The sequence below is a fragment of the Pseudomonas sp. HK3 genome, from assembly GCF_052920985.1.
On the sequence record NZ_JBREXD010000001.1, the window covers coordinates 2,252,422 to 2,267,528 of the forward strand.

General features: G+C 40.6%; 11 protein-coding genes. 9 read left to right on the forward strand and 2 right to left on the reverse strand.

Annotated features, from left to right (window positions below; genetic code table 11):
- From trpC to ACU6U9_RS10500, 4 genes are all read left to right on the forward strand, one after another.
- A complete protein-coding gene (trpC, locus tag ACU6U9_RS10485; protein WP_446734962.1) occupies positions 1–795 on the forward strand; it encodes an indole-3-glycerol phosphate synthase TrpC in 795 nt (264 codons plus the stop codon).
- A gap of 95 nt (positions 796–890) precedes the next feature.
- Complete coding sequence (locus ACU6U9_RS10490) at positions 891–1,586, forward strand: pseudouridine synthase (RefSeq protein ID WP_446734963.1); 696 nt, start codon at positions 891–893, stop codon at positions 1,584–1,586.
- A 134-nt stretch (positions 1,587–1,720) separates the two neighbouring features.
- Positions 1,721–2,326 (forward strand): hypothetical protein, encoded by a 606-nt coding sequence (locus ACU6U9_RS10495; protein ID WP_446734964.1) that lies wholly within the window; start codon positions 1,721–1,723, stop codon positions 2,324–2,326.
- 113 nt (positions 2,327–2,439) lie between these two features.
- Entirely contained in the window at positions 2,440–2,808 is a 369-nt protein-coding gene (locus tag ACU6U9_RS10500; protein WP_446734965.1) for a DUF1304 domain-containing protein, read from the forward strand.
- A 103-nt stretch (positions 2,809–2,911) separates the two neighbouring features.
- On the opposite strand, the gene ACU6U9_RS10505 is transcribed toward ACU6U9_RS10500, so the two are convergent.
- Positions 2,912–3,277, reverse strand: coding sequence for a sirohydrochlorin chelatase (locus ACU6U9_RS10505; RefSeq protein WP_446734966.1), 366 nt, complete (start codon positions 3,275–3,277; stop codon positions 2,912–2,914).
- A gap of 194 nt (positions 3,278–3,471) precedes the next feature.
- Between ACU6U9_RS10505 and ACU6U9_RS10510 the strand changes: the two genes are divergently transcribed.
- The 4 genes from ACU6U9_RS10510 (at position 3,472) to ACU6U9_RS10525 (ending at position 9,909) form a co-directional block, all read left to right on the forward strand.
- Complete coding sequence (locus ACU6U9_RS10510) at positions 3,472–4,926, forward strand: Wadjet anti-phage system protein JetA family protein (protein WP_446734967.1); 1,455 nt, start codon at positions 3,472–3,474, stop codon at positions 4,924–4,926.
- Positions 4,927–4,979: 53 nt separating this feature from the next.
- Positions 4,980–5,783 carry a DUF4194 domain-containing protein gene (locus tag ACU6U9_RS10515; RefSeq protein ID WP_446734968.1) on the forward strand — a complete coding sequence of 268 codons (804 nt, stop codon included), beginning with the start codon at positions 4,980–4,982 and terminating at the stop codon, positions 5,781–5,783.
- Entirely contained in the window at positions 5,783–9,421 is a 3,639-nt protein-coding gene (locus tag ACU6U9_RS10520) for an ATP-binding protein (protein WP_446734969.1), read from the forward strand. The genes ACU6U9_RS10515 and ACU6U9_RS10520 overlap by 1 nt, the downstream gene beginning before the upstream one ends.
- Before the next feature lie 149 nt (positions 9,422–9,570).
- A complete protein-coding gene (locus tag ACU6U9_RS10525; RefSeq protein ID WP_446734970.1) occupies positions 9,571–9,909 on the forward strand; it encodes a hypothetical protein in 339 nt (112 codons plus the stop codon).
- Here the strand turns inward: ACU6U9_RS10525 and ACU6U9_RS10530 are convergent.
- A complete protein-coding gene (locus ACU6U9_RS10530; RefSeq protein ID WP_446734971.1) occupies positions 9,893–10,162 on the reverse strand; it encodes an NADAR domain-containing protein in 270 nt (89 codons plus the stop codon). The genes ACU6U9_RS10525 and ACU6U9_RS10530 overlap by 17 nt on opposite strands.
- A gap of 550 nt (positions 10,163–10,712) precedes the next feature.
- Here ACU6U9_RS10530 and ACU6U9_RS10535 point away from each other — a divergent pair.
- Positions 10,713–15,077, forward strand: a complete 4,365-nt coding sequence (locus tag ACU6U9_RS10535; protein WP_446734972.1) for a hypothetical protein — start codon at positions 10,713–10,715, stop codon at positions 15,075–15,077.
- Positions 15,078–15,107 lie beyond the last annotated feature (30 nt).

Sequence of the window (15,107 nt, forward strand, 5' to 3'; positions counted from 1 at the left end):
ATGAATACACCAACCATTTTAAAAAAAATCATTGATCGTAAATGGCAAGAAGTGAAAGAGCGCTCGGCTAACATCACAATTAATGAGTTAGCAAGCCAAGCAAAATACAGCGATAAGCCTCGTGGTTTTAAAGCGGCGCTTGAAGCTAAAATCGCCGCAGGTCATCCGGCTGTTATTTCTGAAATTAAAAAAGCGTCACCCAGCAAAGGTGTGTTACGTGAAAATTTTGTGCCAGCTGATATTGCGCAATCTTATGAACAAGGCGGCGCGGCGTGTTTGTCGGTACTGACGGATGTGGATTTTTTCCAAGGTAGTGATGAGTTCTTAAAACAGGCACGCAAAGCCTGTAGCTTACCCGTACTGCGTAAAGACTTCATGGTTGACCCGTATCAAATCGTAGAAGCACGTTCCATGGAAGCCGATTGTATTTTGCTAATTGTATCAGCGTTGTCTGACGCACAAATGCAAGAGCTTAATCACTGCGCACTAGAGCTAGGCATGGATGTATTGGTTGAAGTACATGACGAAGCCGAGTTTGAGCGCGCCATGGACTTACCACCCAATATCCTAGGCATTAATAATCGTAATTTGCATACGTTTGAATTAAGCCTTGATACCACGTTTGATCTATTACCAAAAGTACCACAGGGTACGTTATTGGTAACCGAAAGCGGTATCTTAGGGCCAGAAGATGTGAAAGCCATGCGCGATAAAAACGTCCACAGCTTCTTAGTGGGCGAAACATTCATGCGTGCCGATGACCCTGGTGCCCATTTAAAGAAACTGTTCTTTTAATGCCATCAACGTAAATAAAGCAGTAAACAATAAAGCGTCTTTTAGTATTGTCTAAGAGGCGTTTTTTTATGTTTAGGATTTATAAATAGTGACTTATGCGCCTAGATAAATTTGTGTGTAAAAGTACGACTTTAACCAAGCTTGATGCTATCGCGTGCATTCATGCCGGGCAGGTGACGGTCAATCACAAAGCGATTTTAAGTGAAGTGACTCAGGTTCATGAAAACAATACGGTTTGTTTAAATGAGCAAGTACTGACACTGCGCCCGTTTCGTTACTTACTTTTGCATAAAACACAAAACACTATTTGCTCTAATGTGGATGAAGGCTATCCCTCTATTTTTAATGACTTAGAGCTCGAAAATATCAATGAGCTACACGTGGCAGGGCGCTTAGACGCAGACACAACTGGATTAGTATTGATTACCGATGATGGACGCTGGTCATTTGATATTATTCGACCGACGCAAAAATGCGAAAAGGTATATCGCGTTGGGTTATCTCGACCAATTAGCGCAGATAAAGAGCAAAGTATGATTGAACGCTTTGCACAAGGCATTCAACTGCAAGGTGAAGATAGTCTAACGTTGCCTGCAACATTAGATATGATGAATGAAACAGAGGTATTACTGACGATAGTCGAAGGTAAATACCATCAAGTAAAGCGTATGTTTGCTGCTGTGGGAAATAAAGTGGTGTCATTACACCGAGAAAGAATCGGTAATGTGAACTTAGATGTTGAGCTTGGGCAATGGCGTTACTTAACCCAAGACGAAATCGAATCGTTTTGAAAAAGAAAAAGGAATTTTATGAAATTTATTAGTATTTTTTATGCTGTTTAAGTGCCGCAGCATGGTCGAACGATGACATCAAGTACTCTATTTCAATTGGTAATGAACGTCATCACTTTACCTCAGAAAGTGAGGTGCCTAATTTAAGTGCCGTTGCGCTGGCTTATGCTGATGAAAATTTAGATCGTGATTTTAGTGCCTACAATAGCATCTTTGAGGTTTATTCGGATGTCACTGCAAAAGCGATTAATTTCCGCGCAGAGAAGGTGCAATATGGTGTGCAGTTTTCTTATTTTACAATGAACCAAAAGCGACAGTCACAAACAATGAATTTAATCATCTCGAATCCTATTGGTGATGTTTCGAGTGGCGAGGTCGTTGCAACGTCTCACATTAAATCCAGTGGTTACCGTGTCGCTTTTCATTATGTGGTTAACCCTAAAAAACTCATAAGCTATGGCCCTATTGTGGGGGTCGCATATTGGTCAAAAGAAGATATTCTTAAAACCCGTATCCGTTATGAAGAAGACGATGGCACTTTGTTAACACAAGTTGGCAGTGAGGTCGTAACTGAAGAAAACCGTGTTGATGTGAAAAAAGAAAGTGGATTTAGCCCATATGGTGGAGGATTCTTGCGTTTTAATGTTAAGCGATTCCAAATAGGGCTGAATTTTCAGTTTTATACACAGTCTGATTTTTCCTATCAAACATCAACGTTAGAATTAGGTTATCAGTTTTAAGGGATTGTGTGATTGAATAACGGTGTTGCATTATTGTACTGCATCGTGCCTTTCTTCATCTTGAACATGAGTCTATGATGGAAATTCAAAAATAAAATAAAAAAGGAAACCCCATGGAATATTTAGCAACGGCACTTGTGCTATTGGTCGCCATTGAGCATGTGTACATTCTGGTACTTGAAATGTTTTTGTGGACGACACCAAAAGGCATGAAAACATTTGGTATGTCAAAAGAAGACGCCGAAAACACCAAGGTACTGGCGGCTAACCAAGGGTTGTATAACGGCTTTCTTGCGGCGGGTTTATTCTGGGGGTTGGCTCATAGCAACGCGGAATTTGCCTTTCAAATTCAGGTATTCTTTTTAGCATGCGTCATGGTTGCGGCTGTTTATGGTGGTGCTACCGCCAAAAGATCGATATTGATTGTGCAAGGTTTACCCGCCACATTGGCCATGGCAGTCGTATTAATTAATGCTGTGTAAGCAATGTTATAAACCAACAAAGTAGGTTGGGCACTGCCCGACATGAGGGTGTTAACGGTGGGCAATGCCCACCCTACGGGAGCTGTTTCTAAACCTAAACGAATCACTTCCCCCGACTTGCCTGCTGCAAAATCCAACTTGGCATCAACTCAGCCGCACCTAAGTGCTCTAACAAGGTAAACCTTACTTGTGGATAAGTGGCTTTGGCTTGGGCTAACAGCTCAGGCAAATCCTCAGTCACGTGCATGCCTGCCGCTAAAAAGTAGGGCAATATAGTCACCTCAGTGGCACCGCCTTCAACCAGCTCAGCCACGGCGTCTGGGATCTTTGGTGTGGTTAACTCTAAAAAGCCATGTGCCACAAGGGCAAATGGGCTGTCTTGCTGTTTGAGTTTGTCAGCTAGGTCGGCCACTTCTTGGTTTGAGCTGATTTTGCGTGAGCCGTGTGCAATCAGTAATAACGCTTTCATGTGAATCCTTACATCTCTCAGATTGGCAATCTGAGCGGTTTAATCATGTGCCTAACCATACCTTTTTCCCATCATTTGGGGAAATATCCTTACCCCTTCTCAATGTATGAAAATTGGCAGTTATTCCCTTTCCAGTAAGAGGGGAATTCAGGTAAAGTTGTGCCCTTTATTTGTCGTTCGAGCCTTGTATTAGTATGTTTTTTGAACAGGAACGTAGTCAGTTTTTTCGCCCGCTCACCAGCAAGTACCGCGAGCAAATGGTGGAGTGCCTGCGTGAACTGTATAAGCAGCTTTATTCCTCCAGTCATGCTGGCAGTGCTGAGTATGGTCAAGCCTTAAGTCGCGAGACCATGATCAACATCTTCAGCGAGGCCCTCGTGCGTGCGCCTGTCATGCAAAGCGACGATGAAGACGAAGAAAGTCGCTTTAAAACCCACCGTGAGCTGGCTTCTTGGTTACTTAATACGTTGCTTGAGCACGGTTGGATCGAAAAACAGGTCGATGAAGCCACTTTACAGTCCAGTTTTAGCTTTAGTCGCTGGGGTCGCCATTTTGTCGAACCTTTCCTTGAAGGCAAACAAACCCAGCAGGTGGCTCGCCACCGTAATACTCGAAACACGCGTAATGCCCTAGAAAGCTTCCTTGAGCATGGCGAAGTTTATGACTTGCTAGACGCCTACGAATACTCAGAGCGTATTATCAGTGACTTCACCGATGTGATCAGTGAATTAGATGAGCGCAAGCGTGCACTTGTGCGCGAAATGGAAGGCCAAGTGCTGATTCAAAAAGCCAGTGACCAGTTTTTCGATTTCATGGAAAAACGTTTCCAACCGGATTTAGCGGTCCGCTTATCGGCGGATAACGTTGAAAAATACCGTGACCAAATTTCACAGCTGGTGGATCAAATTAAAGCCAGCCCAAAAAGCGTGAAAGCAAAAGCAGAGAAACGCTTACGTGAATTACTGCCCGAGCAAGTGCAAGGTAATCAATCGTTGCTTTGGTCGGTGCTAGATGACATTGAACATCGCTTAAAAAGCGCCTGTGAACATGTGCTGCCGTTAGTGCGTAAATCATTACAAAATTTCACCAAGCGTGCCGATATTATTATTCGCCAAATGAGCTATTTGTCCAGCCAAAAACACAATGATGTAGTGAGTGTGTGCAAACACTTATCGTCATTACCCGAAGCTGAACAAAACGCACAATTAGAACACGTGTCCTCCATGATGGCCGTACCGCAAATACGGTTTATCGACCCAAGTCAGGTGCGTTTGCAAGCACCAAGAAGACGTACGGTGATTGATGGTGGTGTTGATGAAGGTCTAGAAAGTGTCGATCAAGATAGCCGCCGTGAGCTATACGTGCAGCAAGCACTCGATCAAGCGTTCTTTGTCAACAATAATCAAGTTCGCCGCTTTATGGTGGAGCAGTTTATTTCCCGTGATGAAATCAGCTCAAGCGAAATTCCCGTTAATACCGCAGCCGACTTGCTGGCCATTGCGCACGTCGTCAGTGTGGGGGCGGTGGATAACTTATCCAGTGAATACCAATTTGAATTAAATTGGGTGAATCAAAAATCAGATGAATATTTCGATCAAAAAGATGTATTCAGTATTCGCCTAATTAAAAAAGAAAACGCTGCGGCGTAGAGACTATTGCGTACTAAGGCACCGACAACGCTCGCAGATGGGCCAGGATTAACATGTTAAACAAGATAGAACAGTTATTAGAAAAAGAAGGCGTACAGCTTAAAGAGTTCAGCGAATTGATAATTCGTTTAATGGATTACGGTGTTATTTGTCGCGATGAATCCCAAGTTGAACAAGTACTGTACGACCGTTACCTACGCATTGAAGACATCGTACAAGATTATATTTCTGTTATGGCGATCCGTATTCAACACGATCGTCGCTTTCAGTTTATCCGTTGTTTTCCGCCGGGCTCGCAAGTACCCGGTATGGAAGATGACGACCAACCGTTCAACAGCGGTATGCGTGTGCGCTTAAGCCAGAACGAAGTGGCTTTGGTATTAGTACTGCGTTCACAATATGACAAAGCCTTGCGTGAAGGTTTAGTTGACGAACAAGGTTGCGTCATGGTGAGCCTTGAGTCATTGAGCATTGCACTAAAAAACTTGCTGGGCCGCAGTTTGCCAGAGCAACTGACCGAACGTAAAAATTTATTCCGCCGCTTACGTCAATTACGTTTAATTCAACTAGCTAATGAAGATGCATTAGAGAACGCGGAGTTCTGGTTGAAAGTGCGCCCAATGATTATGAGCTATGTGAGCGATGATGTTTTAAGTACATTAGTCGCCGAGCAAGAAGAAGCGACGCTTGATGTGGCAGAACAAACTGATGCTAAAACGATTGCGAATGAGCAACAAGCGGCGGATGAAAACGAAGCGCTTGATAATGGCAACAGCGAACAAGTGGAACAAGTGAACGATGACGAAGAAGAGGCGTTTGAAAGCAGCCCGAGTGTGTTCGCGCAGGAGTCTAAATAATGTTTCTTAAGAAATTTGTATATGTAAACTGGGGCAACATCCCCGCCACTGATTTTGAATTCGGCCCGATAAACTTATTAAGCGGCGGCAACGGTAGTGGTAAAACTACCGCAGCCGATGCGATACAAACCATCATGACGGCCGCCCATGATAATTTATTTAATTACAATCCAGGTCAAGACGAAGCCACGCAAAAAGGTCGTGGTAAGCAAGTGCGAACTTTGGCGTCTTATGTTTTAGGGTGTGATGATGGCTCTTATGCGCGTCCAGGTGGTGCAAACGGTTACTTAGCCGCTGTGTTCCACCCAACCCAGGGTGAAAGTGGTCAGCCATTTACAGCCGTGATTGGCGTGAGTGCCTATATTGATAAAGCCGGTAACCAAGCGGTTGCCCGTCAAAGTGATTTCTTGTTGATGATTGTGGCAGGTCATGAACTGACTCAAAGTGATTTCTTACTAGAAGAAGATGGCAGCAGTAAACAAGTTGTGGCGGTTGATAAAATATTCAAACGATTACAAAAACGCTGTGGCCAGCGCGCGGTAGAAAAATACGATACTAAAAAACAATACTTGCGCCGTTTATACAGCGCGTTGCAAGGTCGTGATGACGCTATTAGTGAACGTGAAGCATTAAATGCAGCAAAAGCGTTTTCTCGTTTCATGGCGTACAAGCCAGTTAAAAGTATTAACGGTTTTGTCGCCAATGAAATTTTAGAGAAAAAAGATTTAGGCGAAGCCATTCGCAGCGTGTCGGATTTAATGAAAACCATTCACGCTATGGAATCTGACTCTCAAGGCTTGATTGAAAACATTAAAGTCTTGTTGGATGCTAAGTCCAATAGCCAAACCTATATTGACCAATGGATCGATTATCAGGTCGCCCATTATGTTGCCGCAAAAAGCCGTTACGTTGAAGACCAATCCGCTTATCGTGATGCTAAAAATCAACAGCAACAACTGCGCAGCGATTTAACACATAAACAAAACGAGCGTGAAACTGCCGAAGCCCGTCGTAAACAATCCCGCGAAGAATTGGTAGGATTAGAAGCGCGCCGTCAGGGCATTCCTGCGCTAAAAGATAAAGATCATCTAGAACAAGAAATAGAGAGCTTTAAAAAGCAACTGCAACAGCAAGCAGTATTATTATTAGAGCAAGATAAGCAACTTAAATACACGTTAGATGCCACCAAAAGTATTTATAAAACCTTACAAAATACCAGTGTAGGTGTCGAAATCTCTGCGCTGAATGAACGTAAGTTTTTACAGCAAGGAAAGCAAGTCATGCAACTTGCCGATGCGGATCAATTAGACTTTCCGGCGATTTTAAATAAAGACATGATTGATATGTCACCGCTGGAATCTCATCTTGATGAAGGCATCAAGCGTCAAGAGCAAATCAACCAATGGCGTGAGCTTTGGTTTAACGCCGAACTGACCACAGAAGGCGTCAGCTTACGTGACCAATTAGCGCGCCTTGCTGATCGCCGCGAACAAAAGCTGCAAGCGCAGCAAAAGAAAATGCACCAAATTCAACAAGACATGGATCGCTTACATTCAAGCCAAGTGAGTTATCCATACTTTGTTGAAGCCGCATTAGATGCTATTCGTCGAGAATGCCCAAAAGCCGACCCTAAAGTACTATGTGATTATGTTGAAGTGCTGGATCAAGATTGGCAAAACGCAATTGAGGGTTACATTGGCGGTGCTCGCTTCTCGATTATTGTTGAAGAAGACTACGAATCAGACGCCATCAGTATTGTGCGTAATATGCCAGGTGGTAACCGTGCGCGGGTGATTCAAGGCAGCAAAGCCAAACAAGATGCAGACCGTCAAAATGTACCGCATAACTCCATTATGAATTTAATGAAGTTTGAACACGCGACCGCTAAGCATTATTTAATGGCCAGCTATGGCAGTGTTGAACAAGCAGCGGATGCACAAGTACTGCGTAAGACTCGCCGTGGTTTAACCAAGCAAGGCATGGGGTCAGGTTCTTATTCTATGTATCGCTGTGACATGAGCGATACCGAACTTGTATTCGGCCAAGGCGCGCGCGAACGTGCATTAAGCGCTAAGCAACGAGAGTTCCAGCAACTAGCTGAACAAGCCAGCCAAGCACAACAAAGTCAGCGTGAAGCGCAAGACTTATTGTTGTCTGTTAATCAATTGCGTCACTTAAGTTACGCCGATCAATTGCAACAAATGGTGAGTGTGAATCGCCAATGGCGTAACTCAGAGAAACAATTGGACCAAATAGATTTGTCCGATTTCTCATTACTTGAAGATGAATACAGCGACTTAGCTGAGCAAGCACAAGTGCTCGACCAACAGATTCAAAACTTAGATGGTGAGTTAGGTCGTACTGCACAGCAACTTAAAGAAAGTGAAAAACGTTGCGCGGTATTAAGTGATCAACAAGAATTTACGGCTGAAAAAGCAGATTCGAATGAAGACAACCTGCGCTCTATTACCAAAGTATGGCCAGACTTCGATGTTGAAAAATGTTTAGTCGACGCTGACGAAGAAGCCGCCCGTACCACAGCCGAAATTGCAAAGAATCAACAACAGGCCATTTTGAGCGAATTAAATAGTCGAGCACAAAGTTTAGATCGCGCGATTAGCGATCATAACCAGCGATGCCAAACGGTGGATTCGATTGTGTATGTGCCAGATTACGGTGATGAACACAGCGCGGTATTCTTCCAAGGCATTTGTGATGTGCAGCGTGAAGTTGACCGCATTCACAACCGTTTGAAAAATAATATATTGGTTGAAAAGCAAGATAAGCTTTCAAGTTTAAAAGACAGTTTCGACAACGCATTTGTTACCAACTTGTGTCACGCCATTTATCAAGCGATTAGCGAAGGTAAGCGGACACTAGAAGATATGAATAACGAACTGCGTCATCATAAGTTTGGTACCGATAAAGAATGCTATTGGTTCGATTGGGAATGGGTGCCAGAATTTAAAGATTACTGGAACTTCTTCGAAGAAGTGATCAAGAACCCATCTATCGGTGAAGGCCAAACATTATTTGAAGTGGAGCTCAGCGCGAAAAGCGCGAAAGTTCGTAGTCAATTAATGGAAATGCTATTAAGTGATGACGAACAAAAAGCCATGCGTGAGCTTGAGCGTTTGTCTGATTACCGTAACTACCGCAGTTACGAAATCTACAAACAACCAGAAGGCAAAGAACCCATTGCACTTTCGCAATACGGTACGGGTTCAGGTGGCCAGTTAGAAACACCAGCGTATATTATTCGCAGTGCCGCCATTACATCGGCGTTCCGCTTTAATAAAGGTGATACCCATTTACGCATGGTATTGGTGGATGAAGCCTTTAGTAAAATGGATGAAACTCGTTCGAAAGAAGTGATCAACTATTTAACCGAAAGCCTTGGCTTGCAGTTGTTGTTCATTATGCCAACCAGTAAGTCAGGCCCGTTTATGGATTTGATTTCGAACCAGTACGTCTTTAGTAAAGTGCCGCTTGCCGCTGGCAAACGTGGCGAGCTGAATACTCGTGTGCTTGTGGATCGTCAGCAGTGCAATAAAGAGAAAATTCAAGAATTGTGGGCTCATCACCGTCGTGTGGTTCGTCAACAAGCAGAGTTAGACTTCATGGAAGAGTTTGCTTAATACGTTTTAGTATTTACAGCTATTGATCGGGCGCGGAGTAGTATGCCCCACGGGCGTAGCGAGTGCTTTGGGTGCACCCTCCTATAATTTTATAGACAGCCTGTAGGAGGGTGCCCCGCGCCCGATAACTGTTGTGATTAGGAGGGAGTATGGTCTCTATTAAGCGAATTGAAGCTGGTCAGTATTCTGTTTCTGATGGTAGAATGATCGTTAAAGAAAAATCGAAGTGGTATATATTGAGCGGTGAAGGCAAACATGACTTCGGGCCAGTCACAACATTAATTGCAGCAAAGGAATATGTTACCTTGGGCTCTACACCATTAGGGCAGCATAATATCAATTCTGGTTATGGCCGCAGTCAAACCAAAAAAGAATACAATGCTTTTCTTGCCGCGGAGGCTAAACAAGGTAATTATTTACCATTGTTTATAGCCATCATATCTATCGTAATTTTTGCTGTATTACTTTCTTTTATTCAGAAGTATTGAGACTAACCTCTAGCTCTTTTCTTAGCTTTTCTCGCATATTCATCATCACCTTACCATTCGTATTCTCAGTACGCCGGTCACGACCGCAACACCAAAAATAGTCATAAGCACCGTTCTCAACTAATTTTTTATCACCCGTTGCCAACAAGCGTTCGGCAACTTCTGGATAGGTTTTGCATTTTGTATAAATTGCACGGGTCATAAGAACTTGGCGTAATGTCTTCCAACCTTTTTTCTTTTGAAAAAACGCCATTTTGTAAATTTAATAGCGGATTGTGCGTTTGATTGTAAACGAATCTGATCTTTTAAAGACACATTATCAAATAGCCTAGTGGCATACTTTTATCCAGCTTATCTTCTTAAAAAATAAATATGGTAGTGTGATTTTCCTTTATAGCGGGGAGTTGATTTTTCCTTGTATTGGTGCAAAATTTTTTAATTTTATACTTTAAAATTATGATATAAATTTTTAATGATATGTTTTCTTATTAATGTTGATTAATTGTATTTGTTGGTAATAAAGTACTGGTTGTATAATATTTATTAGAGTAAGTGCTTTATTTTTAATATTGGGCTGATCACATTTTCCCACGCTATATGCTTTAACACTTGATTACAAAAAATATATCTATAGGCTTCTGCGATAATAGTATCCTTCTCACTTTTTAGTTTTATTTCTGATCTATTTAGTTGTTTTTATTAAGTAGACGTGATTCAACGCTTTTTATATAAATGGATTTTCAATTCTATCGTTAAAACGATCGTACTTTGTCAATTCGCCTCCCTAATAAATAGGAAAAAAAATGAATTTCAGGCTTTTTGGAAGTGCGATTTTTTACGCTTCGATATTGTTTTGTATGAGTGCTCATGGAGTAGATGATGACCCTGACGATTTAGTCAATCTTGCGGGCATAGACTCGACTCGAGGACAGTCTTATTCAACAGAGAAAGAAGTGGTCGATACATTTTCAGGTAATTTAAATGCGATCTATACGGATTTAGTTGTTCCTGGTACGGGCTTAGATATTAGAATTGATCGCCATTACACCACAGAAGAATCAGGTGCTATGGTTAGCCCGATTGGTATTCGATGGTATATACACTTTGGTTATCTTCAATATAGTGCAGACCGAAATCCTTGTTTTGATTTAGGAGGGGACGCTAATAATAATCCGGTATTTGTAACACCAAGTGGGACAAGAGAAAAAATATTTTATGACTACATATATCTTGATGAAAATGTTGATGGTGAATTTACTGAAAATGTAGATTATAAACCGCCCATGTATACATCAAATTTATGGCATGGTGAGTGTATAAATAATAACGAAGAGCTTGTGTTATCTGATCCTAGCGGTATCAAATATTATATAGACGTTAGATCTAAACATATTAGTAATTATCATGCTTATAAAATAGAAGATAATTTTGGTAACAACTTACTAATTGACTTATCCGTTCAAGCTACCTCTCTAGGTGATATGGTTAAGGTAAATAATGTAACGGCATCCGATGGTCGCATCGTTACTTTTAACTATACAGGAAGCAAACTATCAACTATATCATACGATGATAAGTTAATTACTTATACAGTAGGTAGCACACCCAATATATTAGGATTACTTGAGTCCGTGGATATTGGTGAAGATCAAAAGTGGGTTTATACCTATCATCCTTATACTAGTGTCTTTAATTTAGCTTCGGTTACCTCTCCTTTAGGAAAAGTCGTTACATACGATTACTCTCGGTTCCCTGTTGCGGGTATACAGCCATTAATGCTGTCTCAAAAGTGCGCAGGCGAAATCTGTGAAAGCTATTCATATGTACATTCAGGCAGTGACGGTTCGCATACCACAACAATTACGGGTACTCAGTGGGTTAAGCAATACATACATTATGGTTATAGAGATACAGCACCATCTGAAATTTGGAAATATGGACTTTTAAAACAAAGTTGCCATGCAAAAACATTGGGGGCCTGTGAGGGTGACGATATGATGGTTTCATTCGGCGGAAACTATTCCAATGATGGTGAGATACAGAGTTATGTTTGGCAGCCTATTTTAATTTCAAATGAAAATAGTAACTCTATTATTTTTGGTACTCGATTTAATAACTCTAATTATTATGTCCCACGGCTTAGTACCAAAGAAATTAAGCGCGGTACGAATACTTATACAACACAATACAACTACGATCGTCTAGGTCGTTCCACTGGATGGGTTGAATCGGGCAACAAAGTTCGAACATTTAAACAGTATCGAAGGGATTACCTGTCAAGAACTCAATGGTTTATGCGTGATGCTAGTGTAAGTGTAAGCGAAGGCCGTAGCACAAATTTTAGTTATTTATATGAGGTTAACCATGATGATAACGGTCAAATTCAAGAAGAAATTAAGGATGGGGCAAAATTTAATTACAGTTACAATTCTGATGGCTCTCTAAATACAGTAACCGATGGTGTTGGTAATAAAACTGTTTATAGTCGATATGTACAAGGTGTTGCCCGAAAAATTGAGTATGCAGATGCCTCAACACTTACTCGTACAGTCGATAGCCATGGTCGAATTACCTCTGTCACAGATGCTAAAGGCATAAAAACCACTTATAAGTATGATGATATAGACAGAAAAACCAAGGTCGATTTTTCACATGGGGCTGATATATCCATTTCCTATGAAACATATTCTGATCAAATTAAAGCCGGTATCGGTGCGTCCCCAGGCTATTCTGTATCGGTTACTCGAGATAGTTTAAAGGTTGTTCAAGAGTTTGATAGCTTTGGGAATGAGACTGAGGTCGTCAAGTCTGGTAATGCTGGTTCGGTTGCAATTAACAGAAAATATAATGACCAGAATCGTCTTGAATTTAAGTCTTACCCTAACGAAAATTCTAAAGGGATACGTTACAGTTACGACACATTAGGACGCATTATCAAAACGAAAAGCACAGAAGGGATTACAACCCGAGTTTATTATCACAATGGTTATCAAGTACAACATAAAGACGCAAAATCCCATTCAACTCGCACAAAATTTACAGCCTATGGTTCACCGGATGATCAATACTTAAGTGAAGTAGATGCACCCGAACAGGCACTTACCAATATAACTCGTAATGTGAATGGCCAGCCTCTATTAATCAAAATGGGTGCTGTAACAAGAGAGTATAAGTATGACGGAAATTGGCGATTATGGCGTTATTCCGATAGTGAAAATAATGCCATCACTGAATATATACATGATGATGCAGGTAGAAGAGTATCTGAGAGTAAAATAACAGATGATTTAAAATTAACGAGTATAATGGAGTATGACAACCTAAATCGGTTAATTAAAATAACCTCCCCATCCTATACATTATTTGAGGGATCGATTAGATACAGCTCACCATCATCTTCAGAATGTGGAAACAGTTGTGTTTACATTAAAAATCATCCTAGCTATGAATTTTCTTATGATTTAAATAACAATTTAATTAAGAAAACAAAAAAGACAGAAAAACTGACAACTAGAATTTATGCTAATGTCCCGAACATTTCGTTAAATTCAAGCTCTAATATTTGGAATTATTCTTATGATGAAAAAGATAATCTAAAGAATGAAACGCTAGTAAATGGTAATAATAGCTATGATTTTTCTTATGTCTTTAATGATTTAGATAACCTAGAGAGTATAACCTACCCGAATGGGTTGAAAATTAATTATGCTCCTGATGATTTTGGTCAGGCGACTAAAGTAGGTGACTTTGTTAATAGTATTACTTACTTTGATAGTGGTGATATTGCTAGTTTAGTCTACGCCAATGGTCATACTACACGCTATAGTCAGAATGAACGTTTCTTGCCTGCCTCAATGAAAATAGATGGCCTGCTTGATTATGCTTATGAATACGATCCTAACGGTAATATTACAAATATTATAGACGGTTTAGATGGCGATCATTCAGCCTCGATGGAATACGACGAATTAAATAGATTAATTAGTGCCACAGGTGAATGGGGTAATGGAAATTATATTTACGATGTACTTGGAAATATACTATCAAAATCGATAGGCGCTGAAAGTAAGAGTTATAAGTATAATGATAACAACCAACTGATTAAAGTTGGGAATGACACTATTCTGAATGATGAATTTGGAAGAGTGATAGATGACGGTAGAAATACATTGTCATTTGATACAGACAATAATCTTATTAGAGCGATTAATAATAAAAATTATAATACATTATTTTTTGATTACGATGCAGCTAATCGTTTAATAACCAGAACCGAGGGCGATAGAGAAAGCCGTTTTACTTACACTCAATCTGGAAAGCTCATGTATGAAGTCGGTAATGACGGCAGCTTTAAGCGGAATCACATATATGTAGGCAATCGATTAGTCGCTTACGATGATACAGGTATTCCTTGTAGTCACGATGCGGATAATGATGGCTTGCCTTATTGTTTTGAAGTCGACAATAATCTTAACCCAACAGATTCTACGGATGCTAATCAGGATCTGGACAATGATGGTTTGAGCAATTATCAAGAATATCTAGCAAAAACAAACATTAATAAAGCGGATACTGATAGTGACGGTATAGACGATAATTATGAAGTAAATTATCAGCTCAACCCATTTTTCGATGATGCCAGCCAAGATAACGATAATGATGGTTATTCAAACCTTGATGAATTTAATCTAAATCTTAACCCTAATATCTATGACAAGCCTATTGCTGTTGAAAATATACAATTCTCACCTAAAAAAAATAAAGCATTGATTGCGTGGCATTACCCAAATGAAAATTTCACGTTTGATATTTACTGGGATACAAAGCCTATTGTCGATATTGATGATGCTAATTTGCTGGCTAATGCGAGCTCTCCTGTAGTATTAAATAATCTTGTTAATGACCAAGTTCACTATTTTGTTGTTTCTGTGTCGAATGTTGCGGGTGAAAAATCACTGTCTTCAGAGTATTTATTTACACCAGGAATCGTGGCTTTAGTTAACACCGGCATCAGTCTTGATGTCTGCGATGAATGTGTATTGTGGAGTAAGGAAGATGATTTTGGGAATCTATTTTTATTGTGGGCTGATAAAACAAGTAAAAAATTAAATATTCGTCGATTAGATCGTTCCGGTAATTTGGGGGGGGCTACAAACTTATTCATATAAAGAAGGATCGATACAATCTTCTGTAAACTC